The organism is Bradyrhizobium genosp. SA-4 str. CB756 (genome assembly GCF_000473125.1).
GTDB classification, from domain to species: domain Bacteria; phylum Pseudomonadota; class Alphaproteobacteria; order Rhizobiales; family Xanthobacteraceae; genus Bradyrhizobium; species Bradyrhizobium arachidis.
This window is the reverse complement of the sequence record NZ_KI421499.1, coordinates 7,944,660-7,970,267: the sequence shown is the minus strand read 5'-3', so window position 1 is coordinate 7,970,267 and position 25,608 is coordinate 7,944,660. Positions and strand designations below refer to the sequence as shown.

The window sequence follows — 25,608 nt, the reverse complement described above, 5'->3', positions numbered from 1 at the left end:
TTTTGGCATACGACAGCCGTTGCCGGCGCGTCACGCGGCCGACACAGGATGCGGGTGTAGCTCAGTGGTAGAGCACGACCTTGCCAAGGTCGGGGTCGAGGGTTCGAGCCCCTTCGCCCGCTCCAATTTTTCCCAGAGCATCCAGCCAAATCAGGTCGGGCCGTGGTTTTCCACGCCGCTGGTGGCTGTATTGGGTCTCAAATGACAATTCTTGTTACGGGCAGCACGGGTCACCTCGGAGAGGCGATCCTCCGCACGCTTCGTGGGTGCGGTTCCTTGGCGCGTGGAGTCGATCTGAAGCCATCACCATTAACCGATGCCGTCGGCTCGATCGTCGATCCCGATTTCGTCCGGCGGCAGATGGAGGGCATCTCCGCCGTCATCCACACCGCGACGCTGCACAAGCCGCATGTGGCGACTCACAGCAAGCAGGATTTTGTCGATACCAACGTCACCGGCACGCTCAACCTGCTCGAGGCGGCGGCGGCCGCCGGCGTGCGCAGCTTCGTCTTCACCAGCACTACCAGCGCGTTCGGCTCGCAGCTTCGTCCCGAAGCCGGGCAGGCGGCGGTGTGGGTCACCGAGGATCTGCCGCCGGTGCCGAAAAACATTTACGGCACGACCAAGCTGATGGCCGAGAACCTCTGCGAGCTGTTCTTTCGCGAGCGCGGCCTGCCGGTCGTGGTGTTGCGGACCTCGCGCTTCTTTCCGGAGGACGATGACGATCCCGCGATGCGGTCGGCCTACCCGCTGGACAACGCGCAGGCCAATGAGTTGCTCTATCGCCGGCTGGATATAGCGGACGTGGTGGGCGCGCATCTGCTCGCGGTCGAGCGCGCGCCGAAGATCGGCTTTGCCCGCTACATCGTCTCCGCCACAAGTCCGTTCGAAGAGCACCATCTCGGAGCGCTGGCGCGCGACGCGGCCGCTCTCGTGCGAGCGCTCTATCCCGACTGCGAGAACCTCTACGCCGCACGCGGCTGGCGCCTGTTTCCGCAGATCGACCGCGTCTATGTCAATGAGCGCGCGCGGCGCGAGCTAGGCTGGCGGCCGGAATTCGACTTTGCCCATGTGCTGCGCAGCCTTCGCGATGGCCGCGATTTCCGCAGTGCGCTAGCGCGCGAGGTCGGCTCGAAGGGCTATCATGATGTGGCTTTCGACGACGGGCCCTACCCCGTCGCCTCATAAGCGCCGCGTTCGTCATTTTGCTCGATGCATCAAGTGTCTCCCGGGCGTCGCCGGGAGCAAGCCGGCCTCGGCCGTTCTACTGTGCATGGGGTTGTTTTCGCAGTTCTTGTTTGATGCCCTTCGCGCTGTCTGAAGATCGGACGCGCGCGATCTTGATTCCGCGTTGCAGCGAGAGCGCTTTCGTCGCGGAGGTCGCCTTCATTGACACTCCGTCTCAATTTTTATTGAGCGCAATCGCAGCACGCGCAGCGCGCTTCTCAGGGCTGGCAGATGTGCTAACCTTTTTGCGTCTGCCATTCGGCAGACTCCTAACTTCGCCTCTCGACTAGCCATAACAAAATAAAGCGCGGCCTTGACGGCTGCCTTAGGGGAGTGACGCGATGACATCGATGTTCCATCGATCCGTGTTGGCGCTTGCAGCCGTGGCCCTTCTTGCGGGGACCAGCGCCGGCAATGCGCAACAGCAGGACAAGAACCGGGCGCTGAAGAAATACGAATCCGGCACCAAGGAATTCTGGACCCATCCGCCGGATGACTGGTTCCTCGGCGATGAGACCGAGGCGCAGAAGGGCCTCGCGCCGCCCTCGGGGCCGCCGACGGGTGCCTCCGACGCCGAGCTCGCCAACATCGTCAAGAAGATCAAGCTGCCGCCGGGCTTCAAGATCGAGGTCTATGCCTCCGGCGTGCTGGCCGCGCGGCAGATGGCATGGGGCGACAAGGGCACGCTGTTCGTCGGCTCGTTCGGCCTCGGTAACGTCTATGCCATCAAGGACAACAACGGAAAGAAAGAGGTCAAGACCATCCTCAAGGGGCTGAACATGCCCACCGGTCTCGCCGTCAAGGACGGCGCGCTCTACGTCATCGCGGTCGACAAGCTGATCCGCTACGACGATATCGAAAACAAGCTCGACAATCCCGGCGAGGGCAAGGTCGTCTATGACGACATGCCGTCCTATGCCGCGCATGGCTGGAAGTACATCGCGGTCGACAAGGAAGGCTGGTTCTTCCTGCCGTTCGGACCGCCCTTCAACATCGGCATTCCGCCGACCAGCGTATCGCAGATCCGGCGCGTCGATCCCAAGACCGGCAATGCCGAAATCTGGGCGCTCGGCGTTCGCAACTCCGTCGGCGGCGACGTCGATCCGCGCACCGGCAAATACTGGTTCACCGAGAATGCCCGCGACTGGATCAGCGACGACAAGCCCAGCGACAAGCTGAACATGATCAACAAGATCGGCGAGCATTTCGGCTATCCCTATTGCCACCAGGGTAATTTGCCGGACGACAAGTTCGCGATGGGCCATAAATGCTCCGAGTTCACGCCGCCCGTGTTGAACCTCGGCGCACACGTCGCTCCGCTTGGGATGAAGTTCTATACCGGCGACCAATTTCCGCCGGAGTACAAGAACAACATCCTGATCGCCGAGCACGGCTCCTGGAACAGGCACAAATATCAGGGCGCGCGCATCGTGCGCGTGATCGTCGGGCCTGACGGAAAGAACCCGAAGGAAGAGGTGTTCGCGTCCGGTTGGCTCGAGGGCGACCAGGGCTATCTCGGTCGGCCCGACGACATCATCCTCGCCAAGGACGGCTCGATCCTCGTCGCCGACGATTGGGCCGGCGCGATCTATCGCATCAGCTACAGCAAGAAGTAGCGCGACACGAACGGAGGCTGCGACCGGGTGACGGCCGCAGCCTTTTCATTTCAGCCCCCACGGTGTCGTTCCGGACTTGCGCGCAAGTCCGGAACCCATAACCCCGATTCGTGGTTATGGATTCCGGGCTCGCGCCAAGCGGCGCGCCCCGGAATGACGAGCTCGATAGATCGGAATCCCGACCATGCGCCGGCAATTCATCTCGCACGCGATCAGCGCGGTTGCGCTCGCAACGCTTGCATTCGTTCCAGCAAGCGCCGCCGACAACGCCGCGATCAAGGAGAAGGCCGCCGTCTGCTCCGGCTGTCATGGCGAGAACGGCATCTCACAGACCGAGAATATCCCCTCGCTGGCCGGCCAGCCCGATCAATTCCTCCAGTGGCAACTGGTGTTCTTCCGCGCCGGCTCGCGCAAGAACGATCAGATGCAGCCGATCGTGGAAGAGATCACCAACGAGGACATCCGCAATTTCGGCGCCTATTTCGCAGCAATGACGCCGCCGAAGGCAGCGGAGGACAACGATCCCGATCTGTCGAAGAAGGGCGCACAAGTCGCCGTCGGCCGTCGCTGCGCCTCATGCCACACCGACAGCTTTGCCGGCACCAAGGCGGTGGCGCGGCTCGCAGGTCAGCGCGAAGAATATCTGGTCAAGGCGCTGCACGACTACAAGGCGGGCGCACGCGTCGGCGGCGGCGTCGCCGCGATGGCCGATGTCGCCTATCACATGAGCGACGAGGAGATCACGGCGGTCTCGCACTATCTCGCGTATTTCAAGTAGTGGAGAGTGCGAGCCGTAAAACTCCGCTGTCGTCCCGGACAAGCGAAGCGCAGATCCGGGACCCATAACCACAGGATCGCGTTTGGCGAAAGACTCGTGGTGATCAGCTCGACCCATAACCATTCCCTGTGGTTATGGGTCCCGGGCTCGCGCTGCGCGCGCCCCGGGACGACAGTGCCGCGGTTAGCTCGCCCGCTGCTTTTCATACGCCTTCAAATGTGTATACGCGATCCGCAGCTTCGGCACCGGCACCTTGGCAGCGTCAGCGCGTGCGATGAGGTCGCCGATCACGTGATCGGCCTCGACCGGCAGGCCCGCCTTGATGTCGCGGAACATCGAGGCGGTCATCGGCGAGCCCTCGGTGGTGATGTTGCCCTTCACCCGCTCGAAGAACGGGCCGCCCGGCGCGTAGCCTGACGCGGTCGCGATCGCGCTGGTTTCATCGAGCATGCCGAGCAGGAAGTCGCGGCCGCCCGGCGCGGCCAGGATGTTGCCGACGGAGGTGCGCATCAGGCTGGTGCTTGCGGCGAGCGAGGACAGGAATACCCACTTCTCCCACATGTCCTGCATGATGTTCTGGCTCGCGGCGGCGCCGTTGATGCCGCTCTTGAAAGCCTCGTCGATGGCCTTGACCCGATCCGACAGCTTGCCATCGCGCTCGCCGTAATTGAGCGACTGCATCGGCTGCAGCTGCACCACCTCGCGCTTGTCGTTCAACGTCGCGGCAATGGCGCAGAGGCCGCCCAACACGCGCTCCTTGCCGAACTTCGCATCCAGCGTGTCGAGATGCTTCATGCCGTTCAGCATCGGGATGATCGACGTGTTCGACCCGACCGCGGGCGCAAACGACTTGATGGCGTCGTCGAGGTCGAACGCCTTGCAGCTAAGCAGTACGACGTCGAACTTGTCCTTGATCGCGTCGGCCTGCACGGTCGGCGGATTCTTCAAGGTTACATCGCCATTCGGGCTCTTGATGACGAGGCCGGCGCTGGCCAGTTCGCTGGCGCGGCGCGGCCGGACCAGGAAGGTGACGTCGCGACCGGCCTGCAACAGCCTGCCACCAAAATAGCCGCCGATGGCGCCGGCGCCGACCACGAGAATGCGCATGGGATATTCCTTTTTGTTGCTATTGGCGGTCCATCTATAGTCGCCCTTGCGCGCGAAGCGAAGCAACCCAGAATGTCGCCGCGATCACATTCTGTCGCTGAAGATGCGTGGATTACGTCCCCAGCACCATCTCCTCGACCTCGCGCAGCTGCTCCTTGCCGAAGAACATCTCGTTACCGACGAAGAAGGTCGGCGAGCCGAAGGCGCCGCGGGCGACCGCCTCCTCGGTGTTCTTGATCAGCTTGCCTTTGACCTCGGGCTCCTGGGCGCGGGCAAGCAGCTTTTGCGCGTCGAGACCCGAGGACGCCAGCGCCTTTGCCGCGACTTCCGGATCGTCCATCTTCTTGGGCTCGCGCCACATGTGATGGAAGGCGGCGTCCACGTATTTCTCGAACACGCCCTCGCGCTGAGCGGCGATCGCGGTGCGCATCAAATTCAGCGTGTTGACCGGGAAGTGCGGATTGAAGACATAGGGCTGGACCTTGAAACGCTTGATGAAGCGCTCGGTCTCGACCTGCTGGAATTCGCGCTTGTTCTTGATGCCGGCGAGCGTCTCGGCCGGCGACTTGTTGTTGGTCGACTTGAAGATGCCGCCGAGCAGGATCGGCACGTATTCGAACTTGACGCCGATGCGCTGCTCGATCGCGGGAATCGCGAGATGGCTGAGATAGGCGTTCGGGCTGCCGAAATCGAACAGGAACTGCGGAGCTGTGCGGGTCAAGATCGATCTCCCTGAGGTCGCTTTCGACCCATTGTGGCGCAGCGCGCGTCACGGGTCCACCGTTTAATGATGGTCATAATACTTTGATGATCAAACCAGACGCCGGATCGCGCGCCGGCGCCAGACCAGGAGGTAATAGCCCATCTGCAAAACGAACATGGCGCAGAATACGATCGGATAGGCCGCCCACACGCCGTCAAGGCCGATCGTGCGGCTCAGGATCACCGCGGACGGCAGCTCGATTGCGACAATGGCGAAGATCGACAGCAGCATCGGCGTCAGCGCCACGCCGGCCGCACGCATCGCGCCGGAGAATACGGTGGCCAGGCCGAACGGCACCGAGCTCCACAGGGCGATGTACAGCAGCCCTTTCGCCAGATCGAGCACGGCGCCGTCGGTGATGAAGAGGCCGAGCACGGCGCGCGGCACGAGATAAATCAGCGCCACCAGCCCGCCGGTCAGGACCAGGTTGAATGCGAGCCCGGTACGCACGATGCCGTCGAGCCCTGCGCTGTCGCCGCGGCCGATCGCCTGCGCGCCCAGGATCGAGACCGCGATCGAAATCGACATCGCCGTGAACTGCGTATAGCCCATCACCTGGTTGACGGCGCCGTAGGCCGCGGTGGCGTCGGATCCAAAGCCGTTGACGAGGCCGAGCAGCACCAGCTCGGCGATTGCCATCACCACCATGCCGATTGCGCTCGGCAGTCCGATGCCGAGGATTTTTCCGAGCACGGCGCGATTGAGCCGGAGATGACGCAGCAAGACAGCATCCGGCGCCAGCGCATGCTTCTTGCGCAGCAGATAGACGGCCAGCGCGAGCAGAGTCAGCGTGTTTGAGACTGCAGCTGCCCAGGCCGGGCTGGTGATGCCGGCAGCGGGCAATCCGAACGCGCCGCGGATCAGCATCGGCGTGATGATCAGGCCGATCGCAGTCGACAACCCCAGCGCCAGCAGTGGCGTCAGCGCATCGCCGACGCCGCGGATCATCGCCGTCATCAGCAGGAAGACGAAGCCGAGCGGCATCGTCAGCAGCATGATGCGGGCATAGGCGCTGGCCTGGTCGAGAATGTCGGCGGGCGTTGCGAGCGCCATCATCAATTGCCGGCTGAAGACCCCACCGATCAATGCGACGGAAATCGAGAGCAGGAGGCCGACCGCGAGCGTCGTTCCGACAACGCTTCTGATCTTGTTGTGCTCGCCCGCGCCAAAGGCCTGACCGATCAGCACGGTGGCGCCGGTGCTCAGGCCCATGACGAAGGCGAACAGGAAGAACATCACCGGAAAGAACGCCGACACCGCCGCGAGCGCGTCGACGCCGATCATCTGGCCGAGATACATATTGCTGACGGTGCCGAACAGCGATTGCAGCGCGTTGCTCAGCATCAGCGGTGCAAGGAAGCGGAGGAAGGTGGTCCAGAGTGGCGTGGGCGTCGACATGGGTTTGCCTTTCATCAGGGCGCGCGAAGCCGCTGCCGCGCAATGCGCGGCTCGGCCGTCGATGGGGTTGAGAGAGAGAGAGCGGGCCTTAGGCGCGGTCGCTGTAGGCGAGCTTGACGATGTGGTCGCGAATGTCGGTCGGCCAGTCCGCGATCAGTCCGGTGAAGCGTCGCCTGTCATCTGCGAACAGCGCGCGCGAGGCTTCCTCGAACTGCGGCAGATTGCCGGCCATGGTCGACATGAAATGATAGGCCGCATCGCGCGCCTGCCGCTCGCGGTCCTTGTCGCCGCTGGCGCGCCTCGCCTCGTCGACGAGCTTGCGCAGCGCGACCGAGGCGCCGCCCGGCTGCGCGTTGAGCCACTCCCAGTGCCGCGGCAGCAGCGTCACCTCGCGCGCGACCACGCCGAGTTTCGGCCGGCCGCGCCCGCGCGGCTCGCTCGGCGGTGCAGTCTCCTCGACCGGGGGCGGGAGAAGCTTCGCCAACCGCGCCAGCACCTCGCGGTCGCCGCCGCGCAGATCGAAATCGATCGATCGGCCCGTGGCGTCCTCGAAGATGATGATGGGCTCGTCCGGCCGTGCCGCCATCCGCTTGACGACGAGCGCGACCTCTCCGGCCGGTCCGGACACCAGGCGGCGCGGACCCTGGAAGGCGGTGAAAATCTTCTGCATTGGAATCATTGCCATATTTGAGCAGCGTTGGCGACTTAATACCCGGGTAAATTATATCCGTCAATATACCCGGGTGAAAATATCCGTACCGACGGCTCGACATTGCGGTCCCGGGCTGGCACGAACGGCGCGGCCGATCGACCACGCCTAGCCTGGGGACTCCACCGATGCTGACCGTTCACCACCTCAACAATTCCCGCTCGCAGCGCGTGCTGTGGCTGCTCGAGGAGTTGGGCGTGCCCTACGAGATCGTGCGCTATCAGCGCCAGCCCGACATGCGCGCGCCGAAGGAGCTGCGCGCGATCCATCCGCTCGGCAAGTCGCCTGTGATCACCGACAATGGCAACACCATCGCCGAGTCAGGCGCGATCATCGAATATATCGTCGCCACCTACGGCAACGGCCGGCTGATCCCGCCGCCGAACACGCCGGAGCGGCTGCGCTTCACCTATTGGCTGCACTATGCGGAGGGCTCCGCGATGTCGCCGCTGCTGTTGAAGTTGCTGTTCACGCTGATGCCGAAGCGCGCGCCCGCATTGCTGCGCCCGCTGGTGCGCAAGGTCTCGAACCAGGCGCTCACTGCGCTGGTCAATCCGCAGCTCAAGCAGCACATGGATTACTGGGAAGGCGAGCTTGGCAAGAGCGAGTGGTTCGCCGGCAACGAGTTCACTGCGGCCGATATCCAGATGAGCTTCCCGCTCGAAGCTGCGCAAGCGCGCGGCGGACTGGAGCAGGGCCATCCCAGGGCAATGGCGTTCCTGGAGCGCATTCACGCGCGGCCGGCCTATGCGCGTGCGCTGGAGAAGGGCGGGCCGTATCAGGTGGGGCGGTAAGTCTCTCCCACCGTCATTCCGGGGCACGCGGAGCGTGAACCCGGAATCTCGCGCCACTATCTCGAGATTCCGGGTTCGCCCTTCGGGCGCCCCGGAATGACCGATTAGTCCGCGTGCAGCACGCGCCCGCGCGTCTCGGGCAGCGCGAAGGCGGCGATGAAGAACACCACGTAAGCCACCACCGCGAAGATCGCGATGGCATTCGCAAGCGACGTCGTCGCCGACAGTGCACCGACGAGAAACGGAAACAGCGCGCCGATGCCGCGGCCGAAATTGTAGCAGAAGCCCTGGCCCGAGCCGCGCAGCCGCGTCGGATAGAGCTCGGTCAGGAACGCGCCGATCCCCGAGAAATAGCCCGAGGCGAAGAAGCCCAGCGGGAAGCCGAGCACCCAGAGGATCTCGTTGGTGAGCGGCAGCTGGGTGTAGAGCAGCACCACGGCCATCGCGCCGATCGAGAAGATCAGGAACAGATTGCGCCGCCCGATCCGGTCGGCGAGCCAGGCGCCGGTGAGATAGCCGATGAAGGAGCCGATGATCAGCGTCGAGAGATAGCCGGTCGAGCCGACGATCGACAGATGCCGCTCCTTGGTCAGGAACTGCGGCACCCAGAAGGTGATCGCGTAATAGCCGCCCTGGCAGCCCGTCGCCATCAGCGACGCCAGGATCGTGGTCTTCAGGATCGGACCTGAGAAGATTTCCCAGAGCGCCGGCCGGTCGCCGCTCGCCGCCTGCCTGGCGCGGGCTTCAGCCGCGATCTCCGGCTCGGTGACGGAGCGGCGGATGTAGAATACCAGCAGCGCCGGCAGCGCGCCGATCACGAACATCCAGCGCCACGCCGTCTCCGCCGGCATCAGCGAGAACAGGATCGCCTGCGACAGCACCGCAAGGCCCCAGCCGACCGCCCAGCCCGATTGCACCGAGCCGACCGCGCGTCCGCGATACTGCGGCCGGATCGCCTCGCCCATCAGCACCGCGCCGGCGGCCCATTCGCCGCCGAAGCCGAGGCCGAGCACGGCGCGCGCGATCAGGAGCTGGTCGAAATTCTGCACGACCGCGCAGACCAGCGAGAAGAACGAGAACCAGATGATGGTGATCTGAAGCGTTCTGACCCGGCCGATGTGATCGGAGAGATAGCCGCCGAGCCAGCCGCCGATCGCGGAGGCGAGCAACGTCACCGTGCCGGCAAGACCTGCCGAGGCCGCATCAACCTTCCACAGCGCGATGATGGTGCCGATCACCAGCGGATAGATCATGAAGTCCATGCCGTCGAGCGCCCAGCCCGCCGCACAGGCCCAGAAGGTCCGGCGTTCGGCGACGTTCATGTCGCGGTAGAAGGCGAGAAGGCTGGTGTCCTCGATCTCGGCGCGTTCGATGCGCCGGTTCGGATCGGCGATGGTCATGTGCGTTTCCCGGCAGTTTCTTTGGCCGGGCGGTGGTAGCACGCGCGGCGGCTTGCGCAAGCCGGAGCAGGGCTTCGCGCCATGCAGGGCAGAATTACTGCCCTGCTGCCTCTGCGCCTCGCGTGCGCGGATCGGGCGCGCCGAGCGGCCCGTTGGCGGTCACGAGAATCGAGTTGGCCGAGGTCTGGCCCATCGGCTCGACGACGAGGTGGCCCATCGCCTTCAGCTCGGACAGGACAGTTTCGGGAAAGCCGCTCTCGACGCGGACCTCGTCCGGCAGCCATTGGTGATGCAGCCGTGGCGCGGCGACAGCGGCCGCAACGTCCATCCTGTAGTCGAGAACGTTCACGATCACCTGGAGCACGGTCGAGATAATGCGGCTGCCGCCGGGTGAGCCCGTCACCAGCACCGGCTTGCCGTCCCTCAGCACGATGGTCGGCGACATCGAGGACAGCGGCCGTTTGCCGGGCCCGGGCAGATTGGCCTCGTAGCCGACGAGGCCATAAGCATTTGACGCCCCGACCGCCGCGGTGAAATCGTCGAGCTCGTTGTTGAGCAGCACGCCGGTGCCCTCGGCAACGAGGCCGACGCCATAGCTGAAGTTCAGCGTGGTGGTGTTGCTGACGGCATTGCCGCGGGCGTCGACGACGGAAAAATGCGTGGTGTTGCTGCCCTCGCGCGGCGCGGCAGCGGCGGGCACGAGCTCTTTCGATGGCGTGGCGCGTTGGATGGAAATGCTCGCGCGCAGCTTGGTAGCATAGTCCTTCGCGGTGAGCGTCTCGATCGGTGCGTTGACGAAGGCGGGATCGCCAAGATAGCGCGCGCGATCGGCATAGGCGCGCTTCATGGCTTCGATCAGCAGATGCAGCGAGGCCGGCGATCCCTGCTTCAGATCGGCGAGCTGAAAGCCTTCGAGAATGTTGAGCGTCTCCACCAGCACCACGCCGCCGGAGGACGGCAGCGGCATCGAGACGATGTCGTAGCCGCGATAGGTGCCGCGCACGGGTGCGCGGATCACGGGCTGATAGGCTTTCAGGTCGGCCGATGTCATGATGCCGCCGGCATCGGACATGGCCTTGGCGATCTTGTCTGCAACCGGACCTTCATAGAAGCCGCGCGAACCTTGGGCGGCCACGGCCGACAGCGTGTCGGCGAGATCGCTCTGCACCAGCCGGTCACCTTCGCCGAGCGAAGTCCCATCGGGCCGTGAAAAGATCTTGGCCGAAGACGGCCAGCGCGCGAGCCGCCGGTGCCAGCCCGGCAGGCTGTCGGCGATGTCGTCGCTGATGATGAAGCCGTCGCGGGCAAGCGCAATCGCAGGCTCGAGCAGCTGTGCCAGGGTGAATTGGCCGGAGCCGTATTTCTCCAATGCCAGAGCCAGGCCCCCTACCGTGCCGGGCACGCCGACGCCGAGTGCGGAATCGCGCGACTTCGCCGGGTCGGGCTTGCCGTCGGTACCAAGGAAGATCTGCGGCGTGGTCGCGGCCGGTGCCGTCTCGCGATAGTCGATCGTGACGTCTTCGTTACGCTCGGCCGAATGGATCACCATGAAGCCGCCGCCGCCGATATTGCCGGCGCGAGGATAGGTCACGGCCATCGCAAAGCCGGTGGCGACCGCGGCATCGATCGCATTGCCGCCGCGTCGCAGGATGTCGGCGCCGACTTGTGCGGAGATCTTCTCCTGCGCCACCACCATGCCGTGTTCGGCGGGAACGGCGTGGATGCTGTCGGGCGGTGGCGGGACATAGGTCCGCCGCGCATCCTGTGCGGTCGCAGGCGCAAGACCAAACGCCAGAGTGGCAATGAAGGCGAAAAATATCCGCCGCGTCGAAGGTGACGACATGATCAAATTTCCGCCGTGGCTTCGGGCCAGTTCACACACGTCACGGTAATGCTATACGGTTTGCGCCCTGAGAGGCAAAACAGTTCGTGATGAGGACCGCGTGATGACGACGATCGCCGAGGACGCGCGCATGGCCGGCGTGCAGCGGACCTATCCGCCGCGCGCCGCCGTCATCAGCTGGATCTTCTTCGATTGGGCCGCGCAGCCTTATTTCACGCTGATCACGACCTTCGTGTTCGCGCCCTATTTCGCCACCAGCATTGCGCCAGATGCTGCCACGGGCCAGTCGCTGTGGGGCTTTGCGATGGCGGCCGCGGGCCTTGCGATCGCGCTGCTCTCGCCGGTGCTGGGCGCGATCGCCGACGCGTCCGGCCGCAGGAAGCCGTGGATCGCGGGATTCGGTGCCGTGCTGGTGCTGGCCTCCTGCACGCTGTGGATCGGCAAGCCCGGCGATCCCTCGATCATTCCGCCGCTGCTGACCGCGGTCGCGCTCGCCAGCGTCGGCGCGGAATTCGCCACCGTGTTCAACAATGCGATGATGCCGACCCTGGTGCCGCCGGATCGGATCGGGCGGCTCTCCGGCACCGGCTGGGCCACGGGTTACATCGGCGGCATCGTCAGCCTGATCATCGTGCTCGGCTTCCTCGCTGCGAATCCCGAGACCGGACGCACGCTGCTTGGCTTCACGCCGCTGTTCGGGCTCGATCCCGCAACCCACCAGGGCGATCGCGCCGCGGGGCCGCTGACCGGAATATGGTTCATCGTCTTCGTGACGCCGATGTTCCTGTTCACGCCGGACTATCCGGCGAAGCGGCCGTTGGGCGAGGCGCTGCGCGAAGGCTTGCTCGAGCTGAAGCAATCGATCAGGAGTCTGCCGCAGCGGAAATCGCTCGCGGCGTTCCTGCTCGCCAACATGATCTATACCGACGGCCTGGTATCGCTGTTTGCATTCGGCGGCATCTATGCCGCGGGCACGTTCGGCTGGCACACCATCCAGATCGGCACCTTCGGTATCATGCTGGCGATCGCCGGCACGTTCGGCGCGTGGCTTGGCGGCAAGCTGGATGATCGTCTCGGACCGAAGCGTGTCATCGCCGGCAGCCTGCTGATCCTGCTGCTGGCGGTGGCGGCGATCCTCCTGGTCGACAAGGACAGTGTGCTGTTCGTGGAGGTCGCGCCGCCGCAAGCAGGCGCGCCGCTGTTCTCGAGCGCGGCCGAGCGCGCGTATCTCGTGCTGGGCTGTCTCATCGGTGCCGCCGGCGGCCCGCTTCAAGCCGCATCGCGCACGCTGCTGATCCATCTCGCGCCGAAGGACCGCATCGCGCAGTATTTCGGCCTGTTCGCGCTGACGGGGAAGGTGACGTCCTTCATCGGCCCGCTGCTGATTGGGATGATCACGGCAGCGACGGCAAGCCAGAAGGCCGGCATGGCTGTGCTGGTGGTGTTTTTCGTGACGGGGCTGGGACTGTTGATGCGGGTGCGGGAGAATTAGCTCCGCTGTCGTCCCGGACAAGCGCAGCGAAGCGGAGCGCAGAGCCGGGACCCATAACCACAGGCCGTGACTTGGCGACGACTCGTAGTTACCAGCTCGTGCTGCGATTTCTCCCTGGGGTTATGGGTCGCCGCGCCCGTGCGCAATTGCGCACTAGGCGGGGGCGACCCGTTGAGAGTTCGGTGCACGACAGCGGGGGCATCAATGCCTGAAGTGCCGTGTCCCCGTGAACACCATGGCGATGCCGTGCTCGTCGGCGGCCTTGATCACCTCGTCGTCGCGCATCGAGCCGCCGGGCTGCACCACGGCGGTGGCGCCGGCTTCGATGCAGGCGAGCATGCCGTCGGCGAACGGGAAGAACGCATCCGACGCCACGACCGAGCCCTTGGTGAGCGGCTCGGCGAGCTTCAGCTCGTTCGCCGCATCCTGCGCCTTGCGCGCCGCGATGCGGGCTGAATCCACGCGGCTCATCTGGCCGGCGCCGATGCCGACGGTGGCGAGATCCTTGGCGTAGATGATGGTGTTGGACTTGACGTGCTTGGCGACACGGAACGCGAACTTCAGGTCGCGCATCTCCGCGTCGGTCGGCGCACGCTTGGTCACGACCTTGAACGTCATGTCGTCGACCACGGCATTGTCGCGGCTCTGCACCAGCAGGCCGCCCGCGACCGTCTTGGCGGTGAGGCCGGGCGCGCGCGGGTCGGGCAGGCTGCCGGCGAGCAGCAGGCGCAGGTTCTTCTTCCCGCCGATGATGGCGATGGCCTCTTCGCTCGCGTCGGGCGCGATGATCACCTCGGTGAAGATCTTGGTGATCTCGCGCGCGGTGTCGGCGTCGAGCGGACGGTTCATCGCGATGATGCCGCCGAAGGCCGAGGTGGAATCGCAGGCCAGCGCCTTGCGATAAGCGTCGACGAGGTTCGCGCCTTCCGCGACGCCGCAAGGATTGGCGTGCTTGACGATGACGCAGGCCGCGGTGCGCTTGGCGTCGAACTCGGCGATGCATTCATAGGCCGCATCGGTGTCGTTGATGTTGTTGTAGGAGAGCTCCTTGCCCTGGAGCTGCCGCGCGGTCGAGACGCCCGGGCGCTTGTCGGGCGTCGCGTAGAACGCCGCGGTCTGGTGCGGGTTCTCGCCATAGCGCAGCGACTGGATCAGCCGGCCGCCGAAGGCGCGGAAGTCAGGCGCATCGATCTCGAGCTGGCGGTTGAACCAGTTGGAGATCGCAGCGTCATAGGCTGCGGTGCGCGCATAGGCTTTCGCGGCAAGCCGCCGGCGCAGCTTCAGCGTGGTCGCGCCGTTGTTGGCGGCGAGCTCGTCGAGCACGGCCTTGTAATCTTCTGCCTCGACCACGACGGCGACGTCGTCATGGTTCTTGGCGGCGGCGCGGATCATCGCGGGGCCGCCGATGTCGATGTTCTCGATGCAATCCTCGAAGCCTGCGCCTTTGTCGACGGTGGCCTCGAACGGATAGAGATTGACGACGAGAAGATCGATCGGCGCGATGCCGTGCGCCTTCATCGCCTCCGCGTGCTCCTTGTTGTTGCGGATCGCGAGCAGGCCGCCATGCACCTTCGGATGCAGCGTCTTGACGCGGCCGTCCATCATCTCCGGGAAGCCGGTGAGGTCGGAGACGTCCTTCACCTTGAGGCCGGCCGCGGCGATCGCTTTCGCGGTGCCGCCGGTCGAGACCAGCTCGACATCATGCGCGGCAAGCGCCTTGGCGAACTCGATGAGGCCGGTCTTGTCGGAAACGGAGAGAAGGGCGCGGGTAACGCGGCGGGGATGGTCAGTCATGAGCAAGATCCTCTGTTCAGGGAGTGTCTATGCCCAGGCGCGCGGCAGATACGTGTCGCGCTTCCCGATGGTGCTCCATCCAAGGTCGCCAGTCGCGCGAACGAGCGCTCGATAGCAGCTTTCGGCCGTTTTCACAACGAAGAGATAGGGCCGAATTCGCGCGTTTACAGCGGAAGTTCCGGCTCGCGCCGGGCGTTGCGGCGGGCATTGGTGACGGTTGGCGAGGCGGTGGAGCGGACGAAGCTCCAGCGGATCGAGGGCGCCTGCCGCGCGTCCTGGCGGATCACGATCTGCGCGGTGCGGCGAGGGCCGTCATTGCCGGCCAGGAACACGCTGTCCTCGAGGTCGACCTTGTCGTCCAGCGCTTCAAAGGTCCAGACGTCGCGGTTCGGCAGCACCAGCATGACGCCGCGGGCATCCGACAGCCGGCTCGCCTTCACGGCCGGATGCAGATGGAAGCGCAGCGCGAAATCGGCGTCCGCGCCCTTGAAGCGTCCGCCCTGCGGCGGCGACAGCGTGTCCTCGCCGTCGATGCGCGCGCCGTCATTGGCGATCATCAGCACACGGCGATGGATCGCGCCGAATTTGGCGAGATAGCCGTCATGCGAGGTCGTCAGCAGCGTGCCGTTCTGCACCACCTCGCGATAGCTCTCGACCTCGACGGGACCGCTGGTGACGGGCGAGCCGTGCAGCAGCCGCTTCATCGCCGACATCTCCACGAACTGGCAGGACGAGGTGTCGTGATAGGTCAGCGTCGAATGCGCCGCGGTGCCGCGCGCGAACGGCCGCCAATTGTCGCGACCCGTGGTCGGCATGCCGCAATTGGTGACGATGCGGCTGATGCCGGAGGATAATTCGAACGACAGGCAGCCGGCATGGGCGTCGTGACTGATGCCGGCCGGCGGCGGCGGCCCGGTGTCGATGATCAGCGTCGTCTGGCCGGCATCGAGGCGCTGGAAGCCGGTATGCGGCATGTTCGCCATCGGCGCGCCGTGGGTGTCGTCATAGGCGAGCAGCGTCGCGAGCAGGTCCGAAGGCGTCGCGCTCATGCCGTTGAACAGCGCAAAATTGCCGTCGCCGTGGCGGAAGAAGCGCAGCATCGGCATCATGCGGTCGATCGCATTGAGCAGCGCCGCCGGCGGCGCGATGTTGCGCGCGGCAAAAGTCTGCCGCAGCGGCAACAGGTCGATCAAGAGCTCGATCAACGCGCCCGGGTTGCGCGAGATGTGTCCGCCGTCGGGCAGGATCTGCCGTTGCAGCTCGTCGGAGAGTTTTTTCGAGGCGCTGCGGATGTGACGCGCCTGGTTGGCGAGGCACAGCGTCGTGTAGCACAGCGCGATCATCACCTGGAGCTTTGGCACCCCGTCGGGGATGTCGACCATGGTGTAGCGCAGCAAGCGGATCTCGCGCGCGAGCGCGCGCAAGTAACGGCGATAGAATTTGTTGTCGGTGTCGCCCAGCACCAGTGGCGCCTGCGACAATAGCGAGATCACGCGGCGTGCCAGCACGTCGGCGCGTCGCGCGACCGGGCGGCGCTTGTTGGCGGGGTTGGCGATCCAGTCCTCGACGAGTGCGCGCGCATTGGCCCGCGTCAGCGCGGTGTCGGCGGCGCGCAAATGGCGCAGCCAGCCGAAGCCGAGCAGCGCGACCTCCCAATCCTCCGACGGCGGCTCCAGATCGAAGATCGAGCGGCCATGGCAATTGACGATCTTGCCGGCGAAGACGAAGCGGCCGGCATAGATCTCTGCGGCGCGGGTCGCATCGGCGGTGCGCAGGTCGTGTGGTGCGATGATCAGCCGATCGGTGCGGCCGGGCCAGACCCGCGACAGCGCAACGGGGCCGCCGCTCGCGCGCGCGAGCATGTTCCGCGCGAAGCGGTTCATCACCAGCGTCGAGATACGTCTGCGTTGAGCGACCGACACGCCTTGCCTTGGAGGGGAGAGGATTCCGACGAATCCTTATTAATCCCAAAATCGGACGGCTGACACCACCTTGAACGGTCCGAATCAGTATCGTGGTGGCAAAATCCGGTGCAAAATCAGGATTTAACGAGCCGGGTCGCGTAAAATCCATCGAGCCCGCCGAGCTTGGGATCGGCGTTCGGCAGATGGCTGGGCAAGGTGCGCAGGTCACCCTCGGCGGTGACGATTTCGCTGAGCCCCGACACCTCGGACGCTTCGATCGGCACGCGCCGCAGGCCGGGCTCTGCCTGAAGCAGGGCAGCGATCGCCTGCTCGCCCTCCTCCGGTTCCAGCGAACAGGTGCAGTAGACCAGCGTCCCGCCCGGCTTCAGCAGCGAGACGGATTTCTTCAACAGCCGCTGCTGGAGCGCGGCCAGGGCGGCGATGTCGGACTCCTGCCGGAGCCATGCGACATCAGGGTGACGGCGGATCGTGCCGGTCGAGGTGCAGGGCGCATCGATCAGGATGCCGTCAAAACCTTCTAGCGGGCCGGCCCATTCCACGGCGTCGGCGACAACGGTCTCGGCCTGGAGCGACAGCCGCGTCAGATTCTCGCGCAGCCGCGCCACCCGGGCGGGCGAGCGGTCGATCGCCGTGACCTGCGCGCCCGATAGCGCCAGTTGCGCCGTCTTGCCGCCGGGCGCGGCGCACAGATCGGCAATGGATTTGCCCTTGATGTCACCGAACAGGCGGGCCGGCAGCGCGGCGGCGGCGTCCTGCACCCACCATTGTCCTTCGGCAAAGCCCGGCAGCATGGTCACCGAGCCGTGCAGCAGCATCCGCACCGTCCCGGTCGGCAGCGTCTCGCCATGCAGCCGGCTCGCCCATTGCGCGGCATCGGATTTCACTGTGAGGTCGAGCGAGGGCTCGTGGCCGAGCGCCAGCGCCATGTCCCTTGCGGTTGCCTCGCCATAATGCGCGCTCCAGCGCGCGAGCAGCCAGGGCGGCAGGTCCAGCGATTGCGTCGCGACTTCCTCGACCAGCGCCTTGCCCTCGCGTGCGCAGCGGCGCAGCACGGCATTGACGAGGCCGGCATAGCGCGCGGCGCGGCGATCTGATTGAACGAGACGCACGGAGAGATCGACCGCAGCGTGATCGGGCACATCCATCCAGAGGATCTGCGCGGCGCCGATCAAGAGCGCGCTCTGTGCGCGCGGCGCATCGGAAGGAATGCCCTTGTCGAGCAGGCGGGACAGCACATGGCCGAGCGTGCCGAGCCGGCGCAGCACGGTCGCGACCAGGCGACGCATCAGCGCGCGGTCGCGGTCGGCCAGTGTCTTCAGTCCGGGATGGGCGCCGCTGCCGTCGAGCTGGTCGTCAAGCGTGCGATGCTTGTGCAGCACGCCGTCGACGATGTCGGCGGCAATCCGCCGTGCCGCAAGACCAGGCACTTCGGACGGAGGGGCGAAACGTTGAGATGGCATGCGGAAGCAAGGTTCTGAGCGAGCGGCAGTTCCGCCGCGATGGGCGCATGCCTTAACCAACCAACATCTGGCATGCGAATATGCCAAATGTAAGAATGGCATCTCGCCTTTGCAGCCGACTATCACCATTTCAGCAATGCGATATTGGACCTCGCGCGTCCCGCGATCCTGCGCTAGGAACCGTCCACGATGAGTGACCAGCCCTCCGTTCCCGATCGCAAGCAGCTGTCGCCGGCCGCCCAGCGCGCGCTGGCCGAAGCCGAAGCGCGCCGGCAGGCTGCGGCGAAGGCGCATGCCGAAGCGGCGCCCAAGGAATTGCAGGGACCGAAGGGGCCTGAACCGACCCGCTACGGCGATTGGGAGCGCAAAGGTATCGCCTCGGATTTCTAGGGCATCTTGCCGGTTCAGCCGACTCAGCCCTAGCGTGCGCGGATGTCGCGCTTCGACCCCAATCATCCCTACCGGCCCTCATATAGTGGCTCGCCGTTCGGCCGCCGCTTCTCCGGATTGCTGCCGTGGATGTTCGTGGTCGGCGTCGTGACGGCGATCGTGCTCGGCTTCCGCCAGGGAACGATCTGGCCCATTCCGCATGCAGATGATGGACGGTCACGCGATGCTCAAATCATCGTGCAGCAGTCCGGCAATTCCGACACGCGTCTAGCGGTCGATGTCGTCCGCACAGTCGACGGCGATACTTTCCTCGCGCGCGTGCGTCAGCCGAACGGACGCGATCTGGTCGCGCGGGTCCGTCTGCGCGGCATCGATGCGCCCGAGATGAAAGCATCTTGCCAAGCTGAGTTGGACAAGGCCGAGGCCGCCAGCGGCGCGCTGCGCAATCTGCTCGGCCAGGGCGGCGTCACGATCTACAATCTTGGCCAGGACAAATATGGTCGCGTTCTCGCCGACGTCGCGACCAGCCGAACCGCCAACGTTTCGGCGGCGTTGCTCGCCGGCGGTTACGCCCGCAGCTACAATGGCGGCCATCGCGACGGCTGGTGTGCGCGCGGCTGGCGCTTCTGGTAACAAAAAGCCGCGTCGGATGACGCGGCTTCTGTGTCCTGTCCTGATCTGTTCGATCAGCGCGTCACGACCACCGTCGTGCCGACCGAGACGCGGCCGTAGAGATCGGTGATGTCGTCGTTGAGCATGCGAATGCAGCCGTAGGAGACGAAGCCGCCGACCGAGCCCGGCACGTTGGTGCCGTGGATGGCGTATTCGCCGCCGGCCAGCGTCATCGCCGCAACGCCCATCGGATTGCGCGGCGAGCCGCCGGGAATGACGTCAGGCATGTTCGGCTTGTCGCGCTTCACCTCGGCGGGCGGCGACCAGGCCGGATTGCGATACTTGCCGTCGATGCGGGTGGTGCCGGCCCATTGCTTGCCGGACTTGCCGACGCCGACCGGGTAGCGCACCGCGTGGCCGTTATCGAGGATGAGATAGAGCCGCCGCTCGCTGGTTTTGACCACAATGGTGCCCGGCGAATAGTCGGCGAGATGCGCTCCCACCATTTCCGGCCGCGCCTCGGCCGCCGTCGACATCAAGACCCCTGCTCCGATGGTGGCGGCCAACGCCACCGCAATCCTCATCAACATCGAATTTCCCCTTGAACGGATCCGTCGAAATCTACGCAAAACCGGCAATCGCCGGCATGCCCAGACATTCTTAACCGCGCGCGTTAACCGGATGGTTTCCACGCACGGCCGCCAAGGGCCCGCCAGCAGGGGGAACAAAGGAAATGTTCGAAATAAAGTAAATGACAAGAAAACAACACTCGGCCGGAAAGATGCGGCCGCGCCGGCTCGCGCGCTGACAAGAGTGTGAGCGTGTGAACGGGCGTTGTTGAGGAGGCTCCTGTTGGCGCGAAAGACAGTCTCGTGTCCCGGACGCGCTGCAACGCGTAGCGTTGCTGCGCAGAGCCGGGACCCGGCTCTTTCTTCGCGCGGAGCGATGGGCCCCGGCTCAGCAGCGCACCGCGAAGGCGCGCTGCGCTGCGTCCGGGGCACGACAGCGTCCCCTACGCCGACTTCTTGTTCTGCCGGTTCTTCACGAGATCATCGACCACGGCGGGATCGGCCAGGGTCGAGGTGTCGCCCAGGCTGCCCGGCTCGTCCTCGGCGATCTTGCGCAGGATGCGGCGCATGATCTTGCCGGAGCGCGTCTTGGGCAGGCCCGGCGCGAACTGGATCTGGTCGGGCGAGGCGATCGGGCCGATCTCCTTGCGCACCCAGGTGACGAGCTCCTTGCGCAGCTCGTCGGTCGGCTCGACGCCGGCCATCAGCGTGACATAGGCGTAGATGCCCTGGCCCTTGATGTCGTGCGGGAAGCCGACCACAGCGGCCTCCGAGACCTTCTCATGCGCGACCAGCGCGCTCTCGACTTCGGCGGTGCCCATGCGATGGCCGGAGACGTTGATGACGTCGTCGACGCGGCCGGTGATCCAGTAATAGCCGTCGGCGTCGCGCCGGCAGCCGTCGCCGGTGAAGTATTTGCCCTTGTAGGTCGAGAAATAGGTCTGCTCGAACCGGGCATGGTCGCCATAGACCGTGCGCATCTGCCCGGGCCAGGAGCGCGTCAGGCAGAGGTTGCCGGTGGTCTCGCCTTCCAGCACCTTGCCGTCGGCATCGACGATTTCAGGGACGACGCCGAAGAACGGCTGCGTCGCCGAGCCGGGCTTCAGCTTGGTCGCGCCCGGCAGCGGCGTGATCAGGATGCCGCCGGTCTCGGTCTGCCACCAGGTGTCGACGATCGGGCAGCGGTCGTCGCCGACGACGCGGTGATACCACTCCCAGGCTTCGGGATTGATGGGCTCGCCGACCGAGCCGAGCAGGCGCAGGCTCGCGCGCGAAGTCTTCTTCACGGGCTCGTCGCCCGACTGCATCAAGGCGCGGATCGCGGTCGGCGCGGTGTAGAAGATGTTGACCTTGTGCTTGTCGATGACGTTCCAGAACCGCGAATTATCCGGATAGTTCGGCACGCCCTCGAACATCAGCGTGGTCGCGCCGTTCGCCAGCGGTCCGTAGAGGATGTAGCTGTGGCCGGTGACCCAGCCGACGTCGGCGGTGCACCAGTAGATGTCGCCGTCGTGATAGTCGAAGACGTATTGATGCGTCATCGAGGCGAACACGAGATAGCCGCCCGTGGTGTGCAGCACGCCCTTGGGCTGGCCGGTCGAGCCCGAGGTGTAGAGGATGAACAGCGGATCCTCGGCGTGCATGTGCTCGGCCGGGCATTCCGTCGTCACCATCTTGGCGGCGTCGTGATACCAGAGATCCCGCGATGGATTCATCTCGACCGTGCCGCCGGTGCGCTTGACCACGACGACCCAGTCGACGCCGTCGGCTTTCGTGAGCGCCGCATCGACATTGGCCTTGAGCGGCACCTTCTTGCCGCCGCGCAGGCCTTCATCGGCGGTGATGATGACCTTGGATTGGCAATCGTTGATGCGCTGGGCGAGCGAGTCCGGCGAGAAGCCCGCGAACACCACCGAGTGGATCGCGCCGATCCGCGCGCAGGCCAGCATCGCATAGGCCGCTTCCGGGATCATCGGCAGATAGATGGTGACGCGGTCGCCTTTCTTGACGTTGCGGGTGCGCAGGATGTTGGCCATCCGGCAGACCTCGTCATGCAGCTCCTTGTAGGTGATGTGCTTGGACTGCGAGGGATCGTCGCCTTCCCAGATGATCGCGGTCTGGTTGCCGCGCTTGGCGAGATGGCGGTCGATGCAGTTCCAGGCGACGTTGAGGATTCCGTCCTCGAACCATTTGATCGAGATGTTGCCGGGCGCGAAGGAGACGTTCTCGATCTTGGTCGGCGCGTGCATCCAGTCGATGCGCTTGGCCTGCTCGGCCCAGAAGGCGTTAGGGTCCGAGATCGAGCGGGCGTACATCTCCTTGTACTTGGCCTGGTCGATCCAGGCGCGCTTGGCCCACTCCGCCGGGACGTCGTAAATCTTCTCGGACATGTTTCCCTCCACCTACGCCAAGCCGAACGCATGCGACTGGCAAGCCGACCTGATCGTTGAATCGATTATGCGTCGGGCTAACCGGCCCCGACAAGCAGCACAAGCTGGACCTTCGGCGAGCGGCGCGCCATGCGGCGCATCAAGCTGCGTAGGCCGGCTGTCGCAAATCTGAAACAAGCCGGAGCAGCGGGCTTTCAGCTCTTTACCCAAATCTCCGGAAGAGGCCCGCGCAGGGCGCCCATGCGCCGGCGGAGGTATTTAGGAACCGTCTGTCACTGATTCGGGACTCGCAATACGGTTCGGAACACCCTAAGTGGCTAACCCGGGTCCAAAAGAGACCCAAGGAACAAAAATCAGAACAGCGGCATTGACCGATAACAGACAGGGCCAAGGCATAACACTATGATGGATCAGCAGAATCTCGGGACGATACGGCCCGCTTCAGCCGATCCTGCCGCTATTGCCCTGGCCAAGGCCCTCGGACAATGGCCGAAACCGGCCGGTTCCACCCGTCCCAGCCCGAAAAAGGTCTTTGACCAGGCGCCCGCGGCGACGGTCGAGGCGCTCGCCAGGGAGCTGGGCCTGCGGCTCGGCGACCAGAACGAGCTGACCATCCGCCGCGTCAGGCGCGGCAAGGGCTATTCCTTCGTCCGTCCCAACGGCGCCCATATCCGCGACGCCCGTACCATCCGCCGGCTGCACGCCATGGCGGTGCCGCCGGCCTATCGCGAGGTGCGCTACTCCGCCGATCCGAACTCGCATCTCCAGGCCGTGGGACGCGATGCCGCGGGGCGGCTGCAATATCGCTATCACGCCGACTGGGAGAAGGTCCGCGAGCACCGCAAGGCGCATCGCCTAGAGAAGCTCGTCGGTGCGCTGCCAAAGATCCGGCGCAAGGTCTCGGCGTTCCTGTCGGGCGAGGAGCCGACGCGCGAATTCGCGCTCTCGGCCGTGATCGAGCTGATCGCGCGCACCGCGATCCGCCCCGGCAATGAATCCTATGCCCGCCTCAACGGCACCCGCGGCGCCACCACTTTGCTGAAGTCCAACGTCGCGCTGGAAGACGATTCCTTCGTGCTGACCTTCAAGGCGAAGGGCGGCAAGGCGGTGCGCAAGGAGTGCGACGCGGCCAAGCTGGTCCGCGCCATCGGCGTGCTGCGCGGCGTCCCGGGAAAACGCATGTTCCAGTATCGCGATGCCTACGGCATCGTGCGCGCGGTCAACACCACGCAGGTGAACGCGTTTCTGCGCGAGATCGCCGGCATCAAGATTTCGCTGAAGGATTTTCGCACGCTGATGGCGTCCGCCGTCGTCGTGGAATCGCTGTCGCGGATCACGCCGGCGACCAGCCAGCGCGGCCGCAAGAAGCAGGTGCTGGACGCGATCCGCGCCGCCGCCGACCAGCTCTCCAACACGCCGGCGATCTGCCGCAAGAGCTACGTCCACGACACCATCGTCACCGCCTTCGAGGACGGCATCCTCGAACGCTTCGCGGCGACGATGAAAGGCCAGCGTTCGCAGGCGCGGCGCGAGCAGCTGTTGGCGCAGGTGGTGGCGACCGCGGCGGTTTAAGTCGTGCTGTCGTAGGGTGGGCAAAGGCGCGAAGCGCCGTGCCCACCATCTCTCCATGGTCGCAAAAATGCGTGGGCACGCTCCGCTTTGCCCACCTTACGAGAGCTACGCCTTCGTCGAAACACCCAAGTCCGGACCGGGATCGCCGCCCGCGGCCGCAGTGGTGAGCCGTCCCAGATAATGCGCCCATCCCGTCGCGTGCGCGGCCGCCTGCTCCTCGGTCGGCAGGCCGCTATGGGTCATGCGCAGCAGCGTGCCGCCGTCGCGCTCGATCAGGTCGATCTCGATCAGGCTCGAGCCGGGCGGCACTTCCTGGCCGCCCTCCCAACCGAAGGTGTAGGCGAGGCGATGTACCGGCACGACCTCGCGGAAGGCGCCGCGGCCGACGCCGCCGCGCGGGCCGATGCCTTTGAGCAGATAGAGCCCGCCGGGATGCGGCTCGGTGGTCGCATCCGAGCCCATCCAGCTCAGGATCTTCTCGGGGTCGGTCAAATAGGCAAAGACGGTGGCGCGGGGGGCTGCGATCTGGGTCTCGCGTCGCACTACGAAGGATTCGGTCATCGGCGATCATCCATGGTCTTGCCTTGGGCTGACGATGGGACATGGCGGCGCCATGGAGCTCCGTCAAGGATTGCTGGTGACAAAGTCGGTCTCGCTTCGCCATCATCGGATCATGCAGCTCTCCCCAACCCTCGCCTGGCTCGTCGACGCCGCCTCGGACAGTCTCGGGGCCGATCGCCTGCTGGCGGAACTCGGCGCGCATCTGGTCGCCGACGGCGTCCCGCTTGCGGCCGGCAGCCTGACGCTGGAGGTGCCGCATCCCCTGATCGCGAAACGGACCTGGCTGTGGCGTGCCGATACTGGCCGGGTGATCGAAGCGCTCGGCTTTGCACCGGGCGGCCTCGCGCCCGACCTACCCAACGATGCCGGCCGCCGCTGGCTGCGCGACATCGCGGCCGGCGAGGTGCACGAAGACGTGGTCGGACGACAAGATGGCCCGCTGCTCGGCTGGATCGGACCGCGGCCGTTCACATCAGGCGAAGTCGCGCAATTGCGCGAGGCCGCGCGTTTCGCCGCGACGCCGCTTGCCGTGCTCGCCGCCCGCGCCACCTTGCGCGCGACGCTGGAGGCCTATCTCGGCAAGCGCAGCGCGGCGCGTGTGCTGACGGCGCCGCTGCGGCGCGATCTCGGCGAGACCATTCAGGCCGCGCTGCTCTATGCGGATCTGCGCAACTTCACGATCCTCTCGGAGACCACACCACCTGCCGACGTCATTGCGGCGCTCGATGCCTGGTTCGATCGCATCGCCGGCGCGGTCCATGCCTTTGGCGGCGAGGTGCTGAAATTCATCGGCGACGGCGTGCTCGCGATCTTTCCGGTGGTCGAGGCGTCACCGCGCCATGCCTGCGATGCCGCGCTGCGTGCCGCAGGCGCGGCCGAAGCCGGCATGGCGTATCTCAACGCGGAGCGCAGCGCGCAAGGATTGCCGCCGCTATGGTTCGGTGCCGCGCTTCATCTCGGCGAGATATTGTGGGGAAATATCGGCGCCGCCAACCGGCTCGACTTCACCGCGATCGGTCCGGCCGTCAATCTTGCCAGCCGCCTCGAGGGATTGTGCAAGCCGCTCGGCAGGACCGTGCTGGTGTCGGGCGCACTTGCTGCGGAGACGGAGATGCCTCTGATCGCGCTCGGACTGCACAAGCTGCGCGGCATCGCCTCGCCGTGCGAGGTGCTCGCGCTGCCGGAGACGCAAGCGCGGATTTCGTAGC

General features: G+C 65.5%; 22 protein-coding genes, 1 tRNA gene and 1 riboswitch. Of the genes, 10 read left to right on the top strand and 13 right to left on the bottom strand.

Translation table 11 applies throughout. The features are described from left to right. Nucleotides 1-50: 50 nt before the first annotated feature. Together BRAGE_RS0138535 and BRAGE_RS0138530 are read left to right on the top strand one after the other, a co-directional pair. Nucleotides 51-125 (top strand) — tRNA-Gly (locus BRAGE_RS0138535). Between the two features lie 76 nt (nt 126-201). Beyond that, complete coding sequence (locus BRAGE_RS0138530) at nt 202-1,188, top strand: NAD-dependent epimerase/dehydratase family protein (protein ID WP_027561729.1); 987 nt, start codon at nt 202-204, stop codon at nt 1,186-1,188. Between the two features lie 76 nt (nt 1,189-1,264). Here the strand turns inward: BRAGE_RS0138530 and BRAGE_RS57685 are convergent, their stop codons facing one another. Next, nucleotides 1,265-1,390 carry a hypothetical protein gene (locus BRAGE_RS57685; RefSeq protein ID WP_265441393.1) on the bottom strand — a complete coding sequence of 42 codons (126 nt, stop codon included), beginning with the start codon at nt 1,388-1,390 and terminating at the stop codon, nt 1,265-1,267. Between the two features lie 178 nt (nt 1,391-1,568). Between BRAGE_RS57685 and BRAGE_RS0138525 the strand changes: the two genes are divergently transcribed. Further along, a complete protein-coding gene (locus BRAGE_RS0138525; protein ID WP_027561730.1) occupies nt 1,569-2,843 on the top strand; it encodes a PQQ-dependent sugar dehydrogenase in 1,275 nt (424 codons plus the stop codon). A 184-nt stretch (nt 2,844-3,027) separates the two neighbouring features. Then, the gene (locus tag BRAGE_RS0138520) at nt 3,028-3,621 is read left to right on the top strand and encodes a c-type cytochrome (protein WP_027561731.1); all 594 of its coding nucleotides are present in this window, start codon (nt 3,028-3,030) and stop codon (nt 3,619-3,621) included. Between the two features lie 183 nt (nt 3,622-3,804). On the opposite strand, the gene panE is transcribed toward BRAGE_RS0138520, so the two are convergent. The 4 genes from panE to BRAGE_RS0138500 all read right to left on the bottom strand — a co-directional run bounded on the left by panE (nt 3,805) and on the right by BRAGE_RS0138500 (nt 7,574). After that, complete coding sequence (panE, locus tag BRAGE_RS0138515) at nt 3,805-4,728, bottom strand: 2-dehydropantoate 2-reductase (RefSeq protein ID WP_027561732.1); 924 nt, start codon at nt 4,726-4,728, stop codon at nt 3,805-3,807. Nucleotides 4,729-4,840: 112 nt separating this feature from the next. Next, complete coding sequence (locus BRAGE_RS0138510; RefSeq protein ID WP_027561733.1) at nt 4,841-5,449, bottom strand: 2-hydroxychromene-2-carboxylate isomerase; 609 nt, start codon at nt 5,447-5,449, stop codon at nt 4,841-4,843. A gap of 90 nt (nt 5,450-5,539) precedes the next feature. Further along, complete coding sequence (locus BRAGE_RS0138505) at nt 5,540-6,889, bottom strand: MATE family efflux transporter (RefSeq protein ID WP_027561734.1); 1,350 nt, start codon at nt 6,887-6,889, stop codon at nt 5,540-5,542. An 88-nt stretch (nt 6,890-6,977) separates the two neighbouring features. Next, nucleotides 6,978-7,574, bottom strand: a complete 597-nt coding sequence (locus tag BRAGE_RS0138500; RefSeq protein ID WP_027561735.1) for a DUF2239 family protein — start codon at nt 7,572-7,574, stop codon at nt 6,978-6,980. A gap of 152 nt (nt 7,575-7,726) precedes the next feature. Between BRAGE_RS0138500 and BRAGE_RS0138495 the strand changes: the two genes are divergently transcribed. Next, the gene (locus BRAGE_RS0138495; protein ID WP_027561736.1) at nt 7,727-8,392 is read left to right on the top strand and encodes a glutathione S-transferase family protein; all 666 of its coding nucleotides are present in this window, start codon (nt 7,727-7,729) and stop codon (nt 8,390-8,392) included. A gap of 104 nt (nt 8,393-8,496) precedes the next feature. On the opposite strand, the gene BRAGE_RS0138490 is transcribed toward BRAGE_RS0138495, so the two are convergent. Further along, nucleotides 8,497-9,792, bottom strand: coding sequence for an MFS transporter (locus BRAGE_RS0138490; protein WP_027561737.1), 1,296 nt, complete (start codon nt 9,790-9,792; stop codon nt 8,497-8,499). Nucleotides 9,793-9,886: 94 nt separating this feature from the next. Next, a complete protein-coding gene (gene ggt, locus BRAGE_RS0138485) occupies nt 9,887-11,635 on the bottom strand; it encodes a gamma-glutamyltransferase (RefSeq protein WP_181411725.1) in 1,749 nt (582 codons plus the stop codon). 103 nt (nt 11,636-11,738) lie between these two features. Between ggt and BRAGE_RS0138480 the strand changes: the two genes are divergently transcribed. Beyond that, nucleotides 11,739-13,127: an MFS transporter gene (locus tag BRAGE_RS0138480; RefSeq protein WP_027561739.1), complete on the top strand. Its 1,389-nt coding sequence runs from the start codon at nt 11,739-11,741 to the stop codon at nt 13,125-13,127. 201 nt (nt 13,128-13,328) lie between these two features. Here BRAGE_RS0138480 and purH read toward each other — a convergent pair whose 3' ends face one another. The 3 genes from purH to BRAGE_RS0138465 all read right to left on the bottom strand — a co-directional run bounded on the left by purH (nt 13,329) and on the right by BRAGE_RS0138465 (nt 18,306). After that, nucleotides 13,329-14,921 carry a bifunctional phosphoribosylaminoimidazolecarboxamide formyltransferase/IMP cyclohydrolase gene (gene purH / locus BRAGE_RS0138475; protein ID WP_027561740.1) on the bottom strand — a complete coding sequence of 531 codons (1,593 nt, stop codon included), beginning with the start codon at nt 14,919-14,921 and terminating at the stop codon, nt 13,329-13,331. Nucleotides 14,922-14,945: 24 nt separating this feature from the next. Continuing rightward, a riboswitch (ZMP/ZTP riboswitch) is annotated at nt 14,946-15,027 on the bottom strand. Between the two features lie 58 nt (nt 15,028-15,085). Continuing rightward, nucleotides 15,086-16,804 (bottom strand): heparinase II/III family protein, encoded by a 1,719-nt coding sequence (locus BRAGE_RS0138470; protein WP_027561741.1) that lies wholly within the window; start codon nt 16,802-16,804, stop codon nt 15,086-15,088. Nucleotides 16,805-16,959: 155 nt separating this feature from the next. Next, the gene (locus BRAGE_RS0138465) at nt 16,960-18,306 is read right to left on the bottom strand and encodes an RsmB/NOP family class I SAM-dependent RNA methyltransferase (RefSeq protein ID WP_027561742.1); all 1,347 of its coding nucleotides are present in this window, start codon (nt 18,304-18,306) and stop codon (nt 16,960-16,962) included. Nucleotides 18,307-18,495: 189 nt separating this feature from the next. On the opposite strand from BRAGE_RS0138465, the gene BRAGE_RS0138460 reads away from it, so the two are divergent. Next, a complete protein-coding gene (locus tag BRAGE_RS0138460) occupies nt 18,496-18,696 on the top strand; it encodes a DUF1674 domain-containing protein (protein ID WP_027561743.1) in 201 nt (66 codons plus the stop codon). 42 nt (nt 18,697-18,738) lie between these two features. Further along, nucleotides 18,739-19,329, top strand: a complete 591-nt coding sequence (locus BRAGE_RS0138455) for a thermonuclease family protein (RefSeq protein WP_027561744.1) — start codon at nt 18,739-18,741, stop codon at nt 19,327-19,329. Between the two features lie 53 nt (nt 19,330-19,382). Here the strand turns inward: BRAGE_RS0138455 and BRAGE_RS0138450 are convergent, their stop codons facing one another. Together BRAGE_RS0138450 and acs are read right to left on the bottom strand one after the other, a co-directional pair. Next, nucleotides 19,383-19,898 (bottom strand): L,D-transpeptidase, encoded by a 516-nt coding sequence (locus BRAGE_RS0138450; protein ID WP_027561745.1) that lies wholly within the window; start codon nt 19,896-19,898, stop codon nt 19,383-19,385. Nucleotides 19,899-20,320: 422 nt separating this feature from the next. Next, nucleotides 20,321-22,267 carry an acetate--CoA ligase gene (gene acs / locus BRAGE_RS0138445; protein WP_027561746.1) on the bottom strand — a complete coding sequence of 649 codons (1,947 nt, stop codon included), beginning with the start codon at nt 22,265-22,267 and terminating at the stop codon, nt 20,321-20,323. Nucleotides 22,268-22,669: 402 nt separating this feature from the next. Between acs and BRAGE_RS0138440 the strand changes: the two genes are divergently transcribed. Continuing rightward, on the top strand, nt 22,670-23,839 hold the full coding sequence (locus BRAGE_RS0138440; RefSeq protein WP_027561747.1) for a DNA topoisomerase IB: 1,170 nt from the start codon (nt 22,670-22,672) through the stop codon (nt 23,837-23,839). A 105-nt stretch (nt 23,840-23,944) separates the two neighbouring features. Here the strand turns inward: BRAGE_RS0138440 and BRAGE_RS0138435 are convergent, their stop codons facing one another. Beyond that, nucleotides 23,945-24,400 (bottom strand): SRPBCC family protein, encoded by a 456-nt coding sequence (locus BRAGE_RS0138435; RefSeq protein ID WP_027561748.1) that lies wholly within the window; start codon nt 24,398-24,400, stop codon nt 23,945-23,947. Between the two features lie 112 nt (nt 24,401-24,512). Between BRAGE_RS0138435 and BRAGE_RS0138430 the strand changes: the two genes are divergently transcribed. Then, complete coding sequence (locus BRAGE_RS0138430; protein WP_027561749.1) at nt 24,513-25,607, top strand: adenylate/guanylate cyclase domain-containing protein; 1,095 nt, start codon at nt 24,513-24,515, stop codon at nt 25,605-25,607. The last annotated feature ends 1 nt before the right edge of the window (nt 25,608 follow it).

Excerpts from the sequence above, each read along its gene's own strand:
- BRAGE_RS0138530 (WP_027561729.1), top strand. The coding sequence starts at position 202 with ATGACAATTCTTGTTACGGGCAGCACGGGTCACCTCGGAGAGGCGATC.
- BRAGE_RS57685 (WP_265441393.1), bottom strand. The coding sequence starts at position 1,390 with ATGAAGGCGACCTCCGCGACGAAAGCGCTCTCGCTGCAACGCGGAATC.
- BRAGE_RS0138525 (WP_027561730.1), top strand. The coding sequence starts at position 1,569 with ATGACATCGATGTTCCATCGATCCGTGTTGGCGCTTGCAGCCGTGGCC.
- BRAGE_RS0138520 (WP_027561731.1), top strand. The coding sequence starts at position 3,028 with ATGCGCCGGCAATTCATCTCGCACGCGATCAGCGCGGTTGCGCTCGCA.
- panE (WP_027561732.1), bottom strand. The coding sequence starts at position 4,728 with ATGCGCATTCTCGTGGTCGGCGCCGGCGCCATCGGCGGCTATTTTGGT.
- BRAGE_RS0138505 (WP_027561734.1), bottom strand. The coding sequence starts at position 6,889 with ATGTCGACGCCCACGCCACTCTGGACCACCTTCCTCCGCTTCCTTGCA.
- BRAGE_RS0138500 (WP_027561735.1), bottom strand. The coding sequence starts at position 7,574 with ATGGCAATGATTCCAATGCAGAAGATTTTCACCGCCTTCCAGGGTCCG.
- BRAGE_RS0138495 (WP_027561736.1), top strand. The coding sequence starts at position 7,727 with ATGCTGACCGTTCACCACCTCAACAATTCCCGCTCGCAGCGCGTGCTG.
- BRAGE_RS0138490 (WP_027561737.1), bottom strand. The coding sequence starts at position 9,792 with ATGACCATCGCCGATCCGAACCGGCGCATCGAACGCGCCGAGATCGAG.
- ggt (WP_181411725.1), bottom strand. The coding sequence starts at position 11,635 with ATGTCGTCACCTTCGACGCGGCGGATATTTTTCGCCTTCATTGCCACT.
- BRAGE_RS0138480 (WP_027561739.1), top strand. The coding sequence starts at position 11,739 with ATGACGACGATCGCCGAGGACGCGCGCATGGCCGGCGTGCAGCGGACC.
- purH (WP_027561740.1), bottom strand. The coding sequence starts at position 14,921 with ATGACTGACCATCCCCGCCGCGTTACCCGCGCCCTTCTCTCCGTTTCC.
- BRAGE_RS0138470 (WP_027561741.1), bottom strand. The coding sequence starts at position 16,804 with ATGAACCGCTTCGCGCGGAACATGCTCGCGCGCGCGAGCGGCGGCCCC.
- BRAGE_RS0138465 (WP_027561742.1), bottom strand. The coding sequence starts at position 18,306 with ATGCCATCTCAACGTTTCGCCCCTCCGTCCGAAGTGCCTGGTCTTGCG.
- BRAGE_RS0138460 (WP_027561743.1), top strand. The coding sequence starts at position 18,496 with ATGAGTGACCAGCCCTCCGTTCCCGATCGCAAGCAGCTGTCGCCGGCC.
- BRAGE_RS0138455 (WP_027561744.1), top strand. The coding sequence starts at position 18,739 with ATGTCGCGCTTCGACCCCAATCATCCCTACCGGCCCTCATATAGTGGC.
- BRAGE_RS0138450 (WP_027561745.1), bottom strand. The coding sequence starts at position 19,898 with ATGTTGATGAGGATTGCGGTGGCGTTGGCCGCCACCATCGGAGCAGGG.
- acs (WP_027561746.1), bottom strand. The coding sequence starts at position 22,267 with ATGTCCGAGAAGATTTACGACGTCCCGGCGGAGTGGGCCAAGCGCGCC.
- BRAGE_RS0138440 (WP_027561747.1), top strand. The coding sequence starts at position 22,670 with ATGATGGATCAGCAGAATCTCGGGACGATACGGCCCGCTTCAGCCGAT.
- BRAGE_RS0138435 (WP_027561748.1), bottom strand. The coding sequence starts at position 24,400 with ATGACCGAATCCTTCGTAGTGCGACGCGAGACCCAGATCGCAGCCCCC.
- BRAGE_RS0138430 (WP_027561749.1), top strand. The coding sequence starts at position 24,513 with ATGCAGCTCTCCCCAACCCTCGCCTGGCTCGTCGACGCCGCCTCGGAC.